Raw genomic sequence first — 14,026 nt, 5'->3', positions numbered from 1 at the left:
GAGCTTTACCAACTCTTGCTTTTTCATTTTCAAGAGAAACAAGCTGAGCATTTCTTTGGACTCATTGAAGAAAGGATTGCTTGTATAAATCCTATCTTTCAGACTGTTTTTAAAACCTTTCTTAAGGACAAAGATAAAATTATCAACGCTATGGAATTACCCTATTCTAACGCAAAACCGTAGGCTACTAACAACCTTATCAAGGTCATCAAGCGCAACACTTTTGGCTTCCGGAATTTTGACAACTTTAAAACTAGAATTCTCATCGCTTTGAATATCAAAAAGGAGAGAACTGATTTAGTCCTCTCCAGGATATGACTTTTCGTTAACCCACTACAATTGACAAAGAGCCAAAACTTCCAATGCCTTATTCGATTTTCAAGACATAGGTATGTTCTTTGTAAAGTTCATCAATCTCAAAATGCTCCAAATCTTCTTTCCTTGAGACAATATAATGCCCTTCTCTTTGATAATAGCCTAAGGAATTTCCCGACTTGTCTGTCAGACAGATTGTCCGCTGCTTCCTATCAACGCTGAAAGAAAACGCTATTTGATCTTTGGGGCGCCCGACAACTAAATAATCTTGACAAATCAGCTTGCCGCCCCACTTCTGATAGAGGTGATTTGCCTGCTCTCCATCTCTGGTAAAGATGATCAAGGCCTCAACTTTCTTTTCATGCAGCTGCTCCCAAGCAGTTTGAAAGAGTTGACTGGCTATCCCTTGATTCTGAAAATCAGGATGGACAGCCAGATTAGCGAAGTAGGCTATCTTTTCTCCTCGATAATATGGATAAGCATGGCTTGCTTCTTCGGTGTAAATCCCAATATCTAGAAGCCCTACAACCTGATCATCTTCCACTGCTATGAGCTCAACCGAATCTTGGTAAGGCTCTTCAGTAAACTCATCCTTGCTGCGGCTCATGTCATCAAAGAAAGGCGAAAAGAGATAACTCAAAGCTTTTGTATAAACCCAACTTTTCTCATAAGTCGAGTCATAGATTTGTATTTTCATTTCTGGCCTCTTACTTAAAGATTACAATCGTCGCACCGCTACCACCGGCATTTTGCGGAGCATAGCCAAAGGACTTGACGTGCTTGTTGCGGCGGAGGTATTTTGTCACCCCTTCACGGATGACCCCAGTCCCAATACCGTGGATAATATCCACCTGAGCCATGTTATTGAGGAGGGCCTGATCGATAAAGGCATCCAGCTCTTCCATGGCCTCTTCGTAGCGTTTGCCGCGCAGATCCAGTCTGGCTTTCGGTCCAGCAGTATTGGCCCGCTTGACCACATTGACCTGCTTGCGCTTAGGCTGCTGCTCCTTTTCAGCCTTGAGTAAGTTGAATTCCTGCTCTGCTAGAGTCATCTTGATGAGACCGACCTGGGCTTCCCAGCGACCATCCTTGAGCTGCTTAACCAAGGTTCCCCGCTGGCCATAACTGGTAACCAGAATATCATCTCCCTCCTTGGGCGCCCGATTTTTCTTAGCCTGCTTGAGCACCTTATTCTTTGATAAATCAACGGTTTCTGGTGCCAACTTTTTAAGCTGAGCCTTGGCTTCAATAATCTCATGTGGTTTGAGACTGGACTTATCATGGAGATTTTTGAGAATGCTCTCACTCTCCGATAAGGCCAGATCAACAATTTCCTGGGCTTCCAGCCGCGCCTTGTTGAGCTCAGTTTCCTTCTCTCGGTTAAACTCATTGTAAAGTTTTTTGAGGGCTCGGTTAAATTTGAGATTTTCCTTCTCGACTTCGCGAATATTGTCCAAGCGCTTGCGGCTTTCTAGTGTCTGCTCCTCTAAGCGCTCAATGATTCGATTGACATCGCTGTCTGTATCAGTCTGCTCTTGAGCATGTCGAACAACAACCTCTGACAGTCCCAGACGCCGAGCGATTTCAAAGGCATTGGAGCGTCCTGGCACCCCCTGCATAAAGCGATAGGTAGGCCGCAAACTATCTGTGTCAAATTCCATGCTGGCATTTTCCACCCAGTCCGTCTCAATCCCATAGGCTTTGAGCTCAGGATAGTGGGTCGTCGCCATGGTTTTAATCTGTCGTAGCCTTAAATCTTCCAAGATAGCAATAGCTAGAGCTGCTCCCTCCTGCGGGTCAGTTCCAGCCCCAAGCTCATCCAGCAGAACCAGACTCTCGCTATCAACCTGCTCTAAAATAGAGACGATATTGGTCATGTGACTGGAGAAAGTCGACAAACTCTGCTCAATCGACTGCTCATCACCAATGTCAGCAAAGATTTGGTTAAAAATCCCCACCTGACTACCCTTGTCTGCCAGAATCGGCAGGCCTGACTGGGCCATGAGCTGAGCCAAACCCAAGGTCTTCAGCATAATGGTCTTACCACCCGTATTAGGACCGGTAATGACAATTTCTGTCAAATCCGGCCCGAAATGCAGGTCATTAGCCACCGCATTTTCAATCAAGGGATGGCAGACACTGAGAAGTCGGATATCCTGCTCCTCCGATATGTTTGGCACTACCGATCTTGTCTCCTGCATAAAGCGGACTTTGGCACGCACCAAATCCAGATGCCCGATAATCCAAGCATTGTTGGCAAGTTCAGTCGCATGTGGCCGGATACGGTCAGACAGCTCCTGCAAGATCCGCTGGATTTCATAGCGCTCATCAGCTCGAGCATTGGTAATTTCCTCATTGAGATTGACAACTGCTCTAGGCTCAATATAGACGGTATTCCCGCTGGCTGAAATATCGTGAACCACACCAGAAATGCGGTTGCGATAGGTATTTTTGACCGGCAGCACATTGCGGCCATTCCGGCTGGCTACCACTTGGTCCGCCAGCATGTCTCCCTTAGTCTTGAGGATTTCCTGCAGAATTTCCCGCACCTGGTTTTCATTTTCTTGAATTTTTCGGCGGATGCGGGCCAGTTCCTCACTGGCAAAACTTTCAACAAAGCCACCGTCATTAATCGCCTGCAGATTGCCTTGGATGCTGGGAAATTCAACCAGATTGTCAAATAGCCGATTCAAACGTTCCAGTTGGACATTTTCCAAATCCTCGTAGAAAGATATCAGCTCATGGGTCACAGCTAAGACCCGCTTGAGAGCTAGAAATTCCTCAATATTGAGGTCGCTATCTAACTCCAGCCGCTTGGTCAGACCCGTAATATCTTGGATAGCTCCCAGACTAAAATGAGGCTGCTGGACAAAAATTTGCTGCATATCTGTCATTTCTAAAAAAGCGGCAGCAAGGGTCTCTTTTTTACTGGTAGGCTGCAACTGGCTAAGCTCCAAGTACCCCTGCTCAGTTAGCAGATAGGGGGTGAAAAGCTCTTTAATCTTGCTAAATTCTAAGGTTTCTAAAATTTTTTTATTCATAACTTCTTTTCTAACTATTTCAAAAGAAACTCAGCTAGCTCTGCCAACTGAGTCTTTCTATTATCCGATAACGTTCGTCACCCAGAAATGTTTTAAAATACTGGACGTAATAGGGGTATAGTTGATGATAAATCGGATCAAGGCACTGCTATTGAGCCGTTCTTGAACCTCAGCCAGCGGCATTGTTGCCAAGATTGTCAAGCACATTTCAATCCCAAAAAGAGTAATGAATGCAGCAATCGCTCCGCTGATTACATTATACCGCGGTGTGTCAAGCTTGTTGGGATACGGAACTAGATTAACAAAAATTCCTATAAAGCGCGCAAACACATAAACAACTGTAAAAACAAAGAGATAGGCCAAACCAGCATAAAAAACCTTGTCCAAATGAAACAACTGTGAATTGGGGAAGAAATATGTCGATGAGCCTTGAGTAGCGCTGGCATAAGGAATCCACAGACTGATTGCTTTCGCTACTCCCTTATAAAAATAGCCCGCAATCAGCATCGCCACAAGGGCCGCTGCAGTATAAAATCCTTGTAAAACAATACCTCGTGAATACCCAATATAGAAACTCCAGGCTAAAACTAGCAAAATAATTACTGAAAACATTATTTCTCCTCTATTTAGCCGACTTTTCTCTTAGTTCATTCAGCATTTTGTGCCGGAAATTTTCCAATTCCTTTTCTTTATCATCAAATTCAATCTCGCGGCTCAGCTGAGTTGACAGGCTGTTGATAGCCAAGAGAATGGCCAAAACTTCGTCATCTGCTGCAGGCATCTGCTCTTTGATGGCCTTATATTTTTCCTTTGCAACCCGCTCAACTTCTTCCATAAATAAATTATCATGCTCCGTTGTTAAGGTCAATGTTTTGTTACCAAATGTAAACTTATATCGATTCAAATTTGCCATAAAATCACCTCATGATATTATACCAAAAAAAATACGCTTTGTCAGTCTTAAAGTTACTACTTAAAAACATGAAGAAAATATCTTAAAATCTTACATTCTTATGGCTTTCCTCTTTTCCTTTTTATGGTACAATAGTGACTATGGAAAGTATTACTTTAAGTCCTAAACGAGAAGAAATTCAGGCTTTTATCCAGAAATATCAAGACTGCCTGACACCTAGCAAGAATCAATACATTCAATCTCTGCTGAAATTGAATCAGGCAACTGTCAGCATCTATACTTCTGGCAAGGTTCTTTTTCAAGGAGAAAAAGCTGGCCACTATGCTGCTTTTTTGGGCTACCAAGCCGAGGAAACAGTCAACACTTCCCAGAACTTTTCCCTTATCGGTACTGATGAGGTCGGAAACGGCTCTTATTTTGGTGGTTTAGCAGTGGTGGCTTCCTTTGTCAGTCCAGAACAGCATGCTTTCTTGCGCAAGTTGGGTGTAGGCGACTCGAAGGCCTTGACCGACCTTAAGATTCGGCAGCTGGCGCCGATTTTGAAAAAAGAAATCCAACATCAGGCCCTGCTCTTGTCTCCAGAAAAATATAATGAAGTGATTGCTTCTGGTTACAATGCCGTGTCTGTCAAAGTGGCTCTTCACAATCAAGCCATTTATCTGCTACTGCAAAAAGGTTTGACACCGGAAAAAATTGTCATTGATGCCTTTACCAGTCAGCAAAATTATGACAAATATCTGCAAAATGAAAAGAATCATTTCCCAAATCCCATTAGCCTCATTGAAAAAGCTGAAGGGAAGTTTCTAGCTGTCGCTGTCAGCTCCATTATCGCCCGTGACCTCTTTCTGGAAAATCTAGAAAATCTGAGCCAGGAGCTTGGTTACACTCTGCCAAGCGGAGCAGGAAGCAAGAGCGATCAGGTTGCTAGCCAGATTCTCCAAGCATACGGAATGGCCGGTCTCCAGCATTCAGCCAAACTCCATTTCAAAAATACAGAAAAAGCAAAAAAGCTTTTAGAAAGGTAAGCCATGAAAAACAAACACTTTGACTTCCGAGCCTTCCTCAAGGAATGGGGACTCTTTTCCCTGATTATCTCAGCTATCCTAATCTCCCGCTGGCTCCTCTGGGCACCTGTCAAGGTTGACGGTCACTCTATGGACCCGACGCTGGCCAACGGTGAGTATTTATTGGTTCTCAAGCACCAGTCGGTTGATCGCTTCGATATTGTTGTAGCCTCTGAAAAAGATGATAACGGCAAAACGAAAGAAATCGTGAAACGTGTCATCGGTCTGCCTGGTGACACTATCCAATATGAAAACGACACTCTCTATATCAATGGCAAAAAGACTGATGAACCCTATTTAACGGAGTATATCAAGAAATTCCAAGAGGACAAACTTCAGTCCACTTACATCGGTGAGGACTTTGAGGACAATGGGGAATTTTTCCGCAAGCTGGCTTCTCAGGCTCAGGCCTTTACAGTGGATAAAGACGGCAGTCCTGTCTTTACCATCAAGCTCCTAGATGATGAGTACCTACTTTTGGGTGACGATCGTATCGTGTCCAAAGATAGCCGTCAGGTCGGTGCTTTCAAATCCAGTCAAATTCAAGGCGAAGCCAAATTCCGCTTCTGGCCGTTGCTGCCTTTTAAAACTTATTAATACTTAAGGAGTATAGCCTATCCAAACTCAGTTGATTTCTCAGCTGGGTTTGATTTTTAGAAATACATGAATGAGGAAATGACAGAATTTTATTTTTCAGGCACCATTGAGCGCATCATTTTTGAGAATCCCAGCAATTTCTTTCGAATCCTCCTCTTGGACATCCAAGACACGGATTGTGAAGATTTTGATGATTTTGAGATTATCGTAACCGGAACTATGGCCGATGTTATTGAAGGCGAGGACTACACTTTTTGGGGTAACCTCGTTCAGCATCCCAAATATGGACAACAATTGAAAATTTCCCGCTATGAACGAGCTAAGCCGACCAGCAAGGGGCTAGTCAAGTATTTTTCCAGTGACCACTTTAAAGGTATCGGCGTCAAAACAGCCCAAAAAATCGTGGATCTTTATGGAGAGGAGACCATTGACAAGATTCTGGCTGAGCCAGAGAAACTAAAAGAAATCACTGGTCTTTCCGCCAAAAACCGAGAAGCTTTTGTAACCAAACTGCAACTCAACTATGGAACAGAGCTGGTCCTGGCCAAACTAGCCGCCTACGGGATTCCCAACAAGCTAGCCTTTCAGATCCAAGACACCTACAAGGGAGAAACGCTGGAAATCGTTGAACAGTATCCCTACCAACTGGTTGAGGACATCCAAGGTATCGGCTTTAAAATTGCCGATCAACTAGCCCAGCAGTTGGGCATTGAGAGTGATGCCCCTGAGCGTTTTCGGGCTGGTTTGATTCATACCCTTCTGACCCAGTCCATGGAAACTGGCGATACTTATCTGGAGGCTAGAGACCTATTGGCTCATACCATTGAACTCTTGGAGAATTCGCGCCAAGTAGAGCTAGATCCCAGTCTGGTAGCCGATGAATTAGCTCACCTGATTGAAGAAGACAAGGTCCAAAACGTCGAAACCAAGATTTTTGAAAACAGCCTCTTCTTTGCCGAGGAAGGCATCCGTAGCAATCTAGTCCGTCTCTTGGAAAAAGGCCATCAAGATCGCTTTGAAGAGGAAAAAATCCTCGATGCCATCAGCCAAGCTGAAGATGACCTAGGCATCCACTATGATGGTATTCAGAAACAGGCCATTTTCGACGCTATCACACAAAAAGTCTTTATCCTGACTGGCGGACCAGGAACAGGCAAAACAACCGTCATCAATGGTATCATCGCCGTCTACAGCCAGCTTCGAGGCTTGGATTTGAAAAAGAAGGCAGATTTGCCCATCCTTCTTGCTGCTCCTACTGGTCGGGCTGCTCGCCGTATGAATGAGCTGACTGGACTGCCCAGTGCTACGATCCACCGGCATCTCGGTATGACTGGAGATGATGATACCAGTCATTTGGATGATTATCTGGATGCTGATTTTATCATTGTGGACGAGTTCTCCATGGTAGACACTTGGCTGGCCAACCAGCTCCTCAGCAACATCTCCTCCAATACCAAATTGCTCTTGGTTGGTGATGCGGAGCAGTTGCCCTCTGTCAGTCCTGGTCAGGTATTAGCTGACCTACTGCAAATACCGAGCATTCCCCAAACCAAGCTGGAAAAAATTTACCGTCAGAGTCAAGATTCGACCATTGTCACCTTGGCTAGTCAGATCCAAAAAGGACTGCTGCCAGCAGATTTTACTGAGAAAAAAGCAGATCGCTCTTATTTTGAAGCTCGAAATGAACACATCCCGCCCATGATTGAACGAATTACCAGCGCAGCTATTCGCAGCGGCATCCCAGCTCAGGATGTGCAAGTGCTGGCTCCCATGTACCGCGGACAGGCTGGCATTGACCAGATTAACAGCCTCATGCAAAATCTCATCAATCCTGTGGAAAAAGACCAGCTGACCTTTGAAGCACCTGACTGCCAATATCGACAGGGAGATCGGGTCATCCACCTCGTCAATGACGCTGAAAATAATGTCTTTAACGGTGACTTGGGCTATATCACCGACCTGCTGCCAGCTAAGTACACCGAATCCAAACAGGACGAACTGACCATCAACTTTGACGGCAACGAGATTAGCTATCAGCGCAGCGAATGGTACAAAATCCGCTTAGCCTATGCCATGAGCATCCACAAGTCTCAAGGCAGCGAATTTCCTGTGGTTATCCTCCCTATTACTCGAAGCAGCCACCGCATGCTCCAGCGCAATCTGGTCTACACAGCTATCACCCGAGCCAAGAGCAAACTGATTCTGCTTGGGGAAAAAGCGGCCTTTGACTATGCCGTAAAAAATACCGGAACAGCCCGCAAAACTTATCTGATTGAGCGTTTTGGAGACATAGAGGGTTCTCAAGAACTTATCCACACTCCTGTGGATAATGTAGAAAAGATTGTGGAAAACCATGTCTTATCAACGGAAAATTTCCTGAAAATTGACCCTATGATCGGGCTAACTGAGGAAGATATCCACAGTATATTTGGCAAGTAAACGGAAACCGAAATCTGTCACTCTATCATTTCTATATAATGGCTGTAAAAGTTCCTTTACGCTGTCATAGAAATTTACTAGCCAAACCATCCTATCAACGTCGTTCTTTGGGCAGGCAGGGACTTCCTTATCAAATATTCCCCTTTAAAACAGTAGAGTCTGAGACAGTTGTGTCCCAGACTCTTTTACATTTTTATCCAAAGCCTGTCACCGTCAGCCCTAACAGACGGACCCCTCGTGGTTGTTCCTCCAAACTATCATAAATTTCATGGGCAACCCGCTCAATCAACTCCGCTTCTCTAGTCTGTTGATCCAAGGTCCGCCTTTTGGTTAGAGTTGAAAAATCAGCGTAGCGGATTTTGAGGACAACCGTCTTACCAGCTTTCTGGTGCTTATCTAAGCTGAGAGCTACCTTAGCCGCCAGGCGAGTCAGCTCTTTTTTAATATCCTCTTCGCTATAGAGCAGCTTGGCATAGGTTCGTTCCTTGCCAATGGACTTACGAATACGATTTGTTTTGACAGGAGAATTGCTAATCCCCCGTGCCTTTCGATAAAGGTCAAAGCCAAAGCGGCCGAATTTATCAATCAAGGTCATTTCCGGTATCTTGAGTAGATCCGCTCCAGTATAGACGCCCATCTCATGCAATTTCTCGACACTCTTCTTGCCAACTCCGTGAAACTTGGCAATGTCCATGGAAGCTAAAAACGCCTCTGCCTCCTCGGGTAGGATGATGGTCAGACCATGCGGTTTTTGGTAATCGCTGGCAATTTTGGCCAGAAATTTATTGTAAGAAACTCCTGCTGAAGCGGTCAGCTGCAGTTCATTCCAGATATCATGCTGGATCAGCCTAGCAATCTTGACCGCAGATTTGATACCCAGCTTATTTTCCGTCACATCCAGATAAGCCTCGTCAATTGACATCGGTTCAACTAGGTCAGTGTAGCGCTTAAAAATTTCGTGAATCTGTAAACCAACAGCCTGGTATTTTTCATAATTCCCCGAGATGAAAATCCCCTGCGGACACCGCTCATAAGCTTCCTTGGAGCTCATGGCCGAATGAACCCCAAACTTTCTGGCTTCATAATTACAGGTCGAAACTACGCCACGCCCACCTGTCTGACGAGGATCGCTACCTATAATCACTGGATTCCCCTTAAGCTTGGGATTATCCCGCTCTTCCACCGAAGCAAAAAAAGCATCCATATCAATATGGATGATCTTTCGCGATGTGTCATTGATAAGCGGAAAAATTAACATGCCATCTCCTAGAATCTTTTAAAGCATAAATAAGCAAGTCACAATGACGAGAGTCTTCTTGTAATCTTTATTCACTAGGAGATAAACACTACCGAATAGAAAGCCCGCCAAACAAGTTAATATTCCTGTCAGGACACTTCCCTTTGACAAGATATGCATCAGGCCCCATGTCAAACCTAAGAGAATACCGCCATAGGGAATTTTATCATTTTTAAACCAAGTCTCAAAAGCTTTTTGTCCGAAAACCAGTACCAGAGAAATCAAGAAACTTTCAGCAGCATAGTAGATATATTGAAATAGAAACTTCAACCAACCCAAATGCTGAAATTCAAGCAAAATTTTGAAGCCCTTCCAATCCCAGTATTGGACAAGTGTAATAAGGATAAAACTCAAGACAACCGCCAACCATTGCCAAACAGATACAGTTTTTTTCTCCGTTTTCAAAAGGTCAAAGCCAGTTTGTTTTTTAGCTAGAGCAATAATAGCGAATCCTAAACCTAACCAGCCCAAACTAGTCACTATCCAGTGAGCAATCATCTGAAACTTTGTAGCGTGATAAATTGAAATCCCCAAAAATCCTTCCACTGTCACCAGTAATAATTCAAATAAAAAGGCAGCAATAGTATACAAGGCTAACCACAGAAAATCAAAACCCGTAATATTTTTACTTTTTTTCATGATAAGGCCTCCCTTAACTTTGTAAACTATCTAAGTTTATTAGACTCTTTTTCTGTTTTCATTTAATTTTTCAAAATTATAACACAGTTTCCCTCTATTTGTCAAACTGTATTATAAAAGAATGTCCAATTTCTCTATGAAAATCGTTTGTGAAACCGATTACCTTGTGATATACTTTAAATATAAATGTAACAGATGCTTGTTACTAGAATTAAGAGGAAAATCAAATGGTTGTTAAAACAGTTGTTGAAGCTCAAGATATTTTCGACAAAGCTTGGGAAGGCTTCAAGGGTGTAGACTGGAAAGAAAAAGCAAGTATTTCTCGCTTCGTTCAAGCTAACTATACGCCTTATGATGGTGACGAAAGCTTCCTAGCAGGACCTACTGAGCGTTCTCTTCATATCAAGAAAATTGTTGAAGAAACTAAGGCTCATTACGAAGAAACTCGTTTCCCTATGGACACTCGTCCAACATCAATCGCTGATATCCCTGCTGGTTTCATCGACAAAGACAACGAGCTGATCTACGGTATCCAAAACGACGAACTCTTCAAGTTGAACTTCATGCCAAAAGGTGGTATCCGTATGGCTGAAACAACTTTGAAGGAAAATGGCTATGAACCTGATCCAGCTGTTCACGAAATCTTCACAAAATACGTGACAACTGTTAACGATGGTATCTTCCGCGCTTACACTTCAAACATCCGTCGCGCTCGTCACGCCCACACTGTAACTGGTCTGCCAGATGCTTACTCACGTGGACGTATCATCGGTGTTTATGCTCGTCTTGCTCTTTATGGTGCAGACTACTTGATGCAAGAAAAAGTAAACGACTGGAATGCAATCAAAGAAATCGACGAAGAAACCATCCGTCTCCGTGAAGAAGTAAACCTTCAATACCAAGCTTTGCAACAAGTTGTTCGCTTGGGTGACCTTTACGGAGTTGACGTTCGTAAACCAGCTATGAACGTGAAAGAAGCGATTCAATGGGTGAACATCGCCTTCATGTCAGTCTGCCGTGTTATCAACGGTGCTGCTACATCGCTTGGACGTGTTCCAATCGTATTGGATATCTTTGCAGAACGTGACCTTGCTCGCGGTACATTTACTGAGTCAGAAATCCAAGAATTCGTTGACGATTTCGTTATGAAACTTCGTACAGTGAAATTCGCTCGTACAAAAGCTTATGACCAATTGTACTCTGGTGACCCAACCTTCATCACAACTTCTATGGCAGGTATGGGTAACGACGGTCGTCACCGTGTTACTAAGATGGACTACCGTTTCTTGAACACACTTGACAACATCGGTAACTCTCCAGAGCCAAACTTGACAGTTCTTTGGACTGACAAATTGCCATACTCATTCCGTCGCTACTGTATGCACATGAGCCACAAGCACTCTTCTATTCAATATGAAGGTGTAACAACTATGGCAAAAGACGGATACGGTGAAATGAGCTGTATCTCATGCTGTGTATCACCACTTGACCCAGAAAACGAAGACCAACGTCACAACATCCAGTACTTCGGTGCTCGTGTAAACGTATTGAAAGCCCTTCTTACTGGTTTGAACGGTGGTTACGATGATGTTCACAAAGACTACAAAGTATTTGACATTGACCCAATCCGTGACGAAGTTCTTGAATTTGAATCAGTTAAAGCAAACTTTGAAAAATCTCTGGACTGGTTGACTGACACTTATGTAGATGCTTTGAATATCATCCACTACATGACTGATAAGTACAACTACGAAGCTGTTCAAATGGCCTTCTTGCCAACTAAACAACGTGCTAACATGGGATTTGGTATCTGTGGATTTGCCAACACTGTTGATACCTTGTCTGCTATCAAGTATGCAACTGTTAAGCCAATCCGCGACGAAAATGGCTATATCTACGATTACGAAACAATCGGTGAATACCCACGTTGGGGTGAAGATGATCCTCGCTCAAACGAACTGGCTGAATGGTTGGTTGAAGCTTACACAACTCGTCTGCGCAGCCACAAACTATATAAGAATGCAGAAGCTACTGTGTCTCTTCTGACTATCACATCTAACGTTGCTTACTCTAAACAAACTGGTAACTCACCAGTCCATAAAGGTGTATACCTCAACGAAGATGGTTCTGTGAACTTGTCTAAACTTGAATTCTTCTCACCAGGTGCTAACCCATCTAACAAAGCTAAAGGTGGCTGGTTGCAAAATCTAAATTCACTTGCTAGCCTTGACTTTAGTTACGCAGCTGATGGTATCTCATTGACAACTCAAGTTTCACCACGTGCCCTTGGTAAGACTCGTGACGAACAAGTTGATAACTTGGTAACAATCCTTGATGGTTACTTCGAAAACGGTGGACAACACGTTAACTTGAACGTTATGGACTTGAACGACGTTTACGAAAAGATCATGAGTGGTGAAGACGTTATTGTTCGTATCTCAGGTTACTGTGTAAATACTAAGTACCTCACTCCAGAACAAAAAACTGAATTGACTCAACGTGTCTTCCACGAAGTTCTTTCAATGGATGATGCACTTAGCTAAGCCTCTTTCCTAATCTTAAAACCAGCTGAAAATCAGCTGGTTTTATTTTGATTTATTGCGATAGCTTTGGTCATTTGTGTTATAATAGAGTTATTGTGAAATGAGGAAAAGGGGATGAAATGGCTGAGAACATTTCTATGAAAGAGGAAAAAGATCTTAATCTGGCCGTGGATGTCATTATGCTAGCGGGCACACTTCTATTGCAAAGTGGCTCAGAGATTTACCGGGTCGAGGACACGATGATCCGCATCGCCCATTCGCAGGGAATCATAGACTGCAATGCCTTAGCTATGCCTGTCGCTATTTTCTTTTCAATTGAAAATACCAATATTTCGCGAATGAAACGTAACATTCATATGAACTATAATATCGAGAAGGTCTGTGATGTCAATCAGGTTTCTCGTCAACTAGTCAGTGGTGCAATCAGTCTCGGAGAGGCTTTTGAGCAGCTGAAGGTACTCAAATCAAAGAAAGTTCCTTATAATAAAAAAGAGCTGATTACGGCTGCAACACTCAGCGCCCCCTTCTTCTCCATTATGTTCGGTGGAAATTTCTACGATGCTATTGGGGCTGGAGTGGCAACATTATTTGGATTTTCCTTCTCCCTTTATGTCGACAAATATATTCGGATTCCTTTTGTCTCGGCCTTTGCTGGAGCCTTCGTCTTCGGATTATTGGCCCAGATCTGGGCCCGTTACTCAGGTTTCGACTCAACAGCAGATTTGATTATCGCAGGTGCTGTCATGCCCTTCGTCCCAGGAATTGCTCTGACCAACTCGGTACGAGACATTATGACCAACCACATCAACTCCGGAATGAGTAAGCTCTTTGAATCGCTTCTCATTACTCTTGCCCTTGGTGCAGGCACTTCTGTTGCCCTTGTTTTAATGAAATAAAATTATGACACTACTCACATTTATTCTGCAAGCAATCGCTAGTCTGCTTGCCATCATCCTTTTTTTAATCGTTCTAAATGTCCAACGTAGCATGCTCATCCCTGGGGGCATTTTGGGAATGAGTACTTGGCTCCTTTACCTCCTTCTCAAGGGACCGACCAATGTTATTGTGGCAACTTTTATCGCCGCGATCATTGGCTCCTGTTACAGTCAGATTCTCAGTATCGTCCTCAAAACGCCAGCTGTTGTTTTCATTTTAGCCATTCTGGCTCCCCTGGTTCC

General features: G+C 43.7%; 11 protein-coding genes and 2 pseudogenes. 7 read left to right on the top strand and 6 right to left on the bottom strand.

Annotated elements, in window-relative coordinates:
• Positions 1 to 318 (top strand): annotated as a pseudogene (locus STRDD04_RS11450) (transposase); the annotation flags it as partial.
• A 49-nt stretch (positions 319 to 367) separates the two neighbouring features.
• Here the strand turns inward: STRDD04_RS11450 and STRDD04_RS05760 are convergent.
• Genes STRDD04_RS05760 through zapA form a run of 4 tightly spaced genes read right to left on the bottom strand, consistent with a single transcriptional unit; the run spans position 368 to position 4,269 of the window.
• Positions 368 to 1,012, bottom strand: coding sequence for a GNAT family N-acetyltransferase (locus STRDD04_RS05760; RefSeq protein ID WP_062200143.1), 645 nt, complete (start codon positions 1,010 to 1,012; stop codon positions 368 to 370).
• Positions 1,013 to 1,022: 10 nt separating this feature from the next.
• On the bottom strand, positions 1,023 to 3,356 hold the full coding sequence (locus STRDD04_RS05755; RefSeq protein WP_062200141.1) for an endonuclease MutS2: 2,334 nt from the start codon (positions 3,354 to 3,356) through the stop codon (positions 1,023 to 1,025).
• Positions 3,357 to 3,416: 60 nt separating this feature from the next.
• Positions 3,417 to 3,968, bottom strand: coding sequence for a CvpA family protein (locus STRDD04_RS05750; RefSeq protein WP_062200139.1), 552 nt, complete (start codon positions 3,966 to 3,968; stop codon positions 3,417 to 3,419).
• Positions 3,969 to 3,978: 10 nt separating this feature from the next.
• A complete protein-coding gene (gene zapA / locus STRDD04_RS05745) occupies positions 3,979 to 4,269 on the bottom strand; it encodes a cell division protein ZapA (RefSeq protein ID WP_062200136.1) in 291 nt (96 codons plus the stop codon).
• Positions 4,270 to 4,409: 140 nt separating this feature from the next.
• On the opposite strand from zapA, the gene rnhC reads away from it, so the two are divergent.
• The 3 genes from rnhC to recD2 all read left to right on the top strand — a co-directional run bounded on the left by rnhC (position 4,410) and on the right by recD2 (position 8,369).
• On the top strand, positions 4,410 to 5,294 hold the full coding sequence (gene rnhC, locus STRDD04_RS05740; RefSeq protein WP_062200134.1) for a ribonuclease HIII: 885 nt from the start codon (positions 4,410 to 4,412) through the stop codon (positions 5,292 to 5,294).
• A gap of 3 nt (positions 5,295 to 5,297) precedes the next feature.
• Complete coding sequence (lepB, locus tag STRDD04_RS05735; protein ID WP_037617001.1) at positions 5,298 to 5,930, top strand: signal peptidase I; 633 nt, start codon at positions 5,298 to 5,300, stop codon at positions 5,928 to 5,930.
• A 78-nt stretch (positions 5,931 to 6,008) separates the two neighbouring features.
• Positions 6,009 to 8,369 carry an SF1B family DNA helicase RecD2 gene (gene recD2, locus STRDD04_RS05730; protein ID WP_062200131.1) on the top strand — a complete coding sequence of 787 codons (2,361 nt, stop codon included), beginning with the start codon at positions 6,009 to 6,011 and terminating at the stop codon, positions 8,367 to 8,369.
• A 193-nt stretch (positions 8,370 to 8,562) separates the two neighbouring features.
• Here recD2 and dinB read toward each other — a convergent pair whose 3' ends face one another.
• Both dinB and STRDD04_RS05720 read right to left on the bottom strand, forming a co-directional pair.
• The gene (gene dinB, locus STRDD04_RS05725) at positions 8,563 to 9,627 is read right to left on the bottom strand and encodes a DNA polymerase IV (protein WP_062200129.1); all 1,065 of its coding nucleotides are present in this window, start codon (positions 9,625 to 9,627) and stop codon (positions 8,563 to 8,565) included.
• 18 nt (positions 9,628 to 9,645) lie between these two features.
• Positions 9,646 to 10,305, bottom strand: coding sequence for a hypothetical protein (locus STRDD04_RS05720; protein WP_062200124.1), 660 nt, complete (start codon positions 10,303 to 10,305; stop codon positions 9,646 to 9,648).
• A gap of 227 nt (positions 10,306 to 10,532) precedes the next feature.
• On the opposite strand from STRDD04_RS05720, the gene pflB reads away from it, so the two are divergent.
• From pflB to STRDD04_RS05705, 3 genes and pseudogenes are all read left to right on the top strand, one after another.
• Positions 10,533 to 12,848: a formate C-acetyltransferase gene (gene pflB / locus STRDD04_RS05715; protein ID WP_062200122.1), complete on the top strand. Its 2,316-nt coding sequence runs from the start codon at positions 10,533 to 10,535 to the stop codon at positions 12,846 to 12,848.
• Positions 12,849 to 12,985: 137 nt separating this feature from the next.
• Positions 12,986 to 13,744: a threonine/serine exporter family protein gene (locus STRDD04_RS05710; protein ID WP_148880775.1), complete on the top strand. Its 759-nt coding sequence runs from the start codon at positions 12,986 to 12,988 to the stop codon at positions 13,742 to 13,744.
• A 4-nt stretch (positions 13,745 to 13,748) separates the two neighbouring features.
• Positions 13,749 to 14,026: pseudogene (locus STRDD04_RS05705) on the top strand (threonine/serine exporter family protein); the annotation flags it as partial.

Origin of the sequence: Streptococcus sp. DD04, from assembly GCF_001578725.1 — a bacterium.
GTDB classification, from domain to species: domain Bacteria; phylum Bacillota; class Bacilli; order Lactobacillales; family Streptococcaceae; genus Streptococcus; species Streptococcus sinensis.
This window is presented reverse-complemented; position numbering and strand designations above follow the sequence as displayed.

What these genes read in the sequence shown, in the direction of transcription:
- STRDD04_RS05760 (WP_062200143.1), bottom strand. Translation starts at nt 1,012, where the DNA reads ATGAAAATACAAATCTATGACTCGACTTATGAGAAAAGTTGGGTTTAT.
- rnhC (WP_062200134.1), top strand. Translation starts at nt 4,410, where the DNA reads ATGGAAAGTATTACTTTAAGTCCTAAACGAGAAGAAATTCAGGCTTTT.
- lepB (WP_037617001.1), top strand. Translation starts at nt 5,298, where the DNA reads ATGAAAAACAAACACTTTGACTTCCGAGCCTTCCTCAAGGAATGGGGA.
- pflB (WP_062200122.1), top strand. Translation starts at nt 10,533, where the DNA reads ATGGTTGTTAAAACAGTTGTTGAAGCTCAAGATATTTTCGACAAAGCT.
- dinB (WP_062200129.1), bottom strand. Translation starts at nt 9,627, where the DNA reads ATGTTAATTTTTCCGCTTATCAATGACACATCGCGAAAGATCATCCAT.
- STRDD04_RS05750 (WP_062200139.1), bottom strand. Translation starts at nt 3,968, where the DNA reads ATGTTTTCAGTAATTATTTTGCTAGTTTTAGCCTGGAGTTTCTATATT.
- recD2 (WP_062200131.1), top strand. Translation starts at nt 6,009, where the DNA reads ATGACAGAATTTTATTTTTCAGGCACCATTGAGCGCATCATTTTTGAG.
- STRDD04_RS05755 (WP_062200141.1), bottom strand. Translation starts at nt 3,356, where the DNA reads ATGAATAAAAAAATTTTAGAAACCTTAGAATTTAGCAAGATTAAAGAG.
- STRDD04_RS05710 (WP_148880775.1), top strand. Translation starts at nt 12,986, where the DNA reads ATGAAAGAGGAAAAAGATCTTAATCTGGCCGTGGATGTCATTATGCTA.
- STRDD04_RS05720 (WP_062200124.1), bottom strand. Translation starts at nt 10,305, where the DNA reads ATGAAAAAAAGTAAAAATATTACGGGTTTTGATTTTCTGTGGTTAGCC.
- zapA (WP_062200136.1), bottom strand. Translation starts at nt 4,269, where the DNA reads ATGGCAAATTTGAATCGATATAAGTTTACATTTGGTAACAAAACATTG.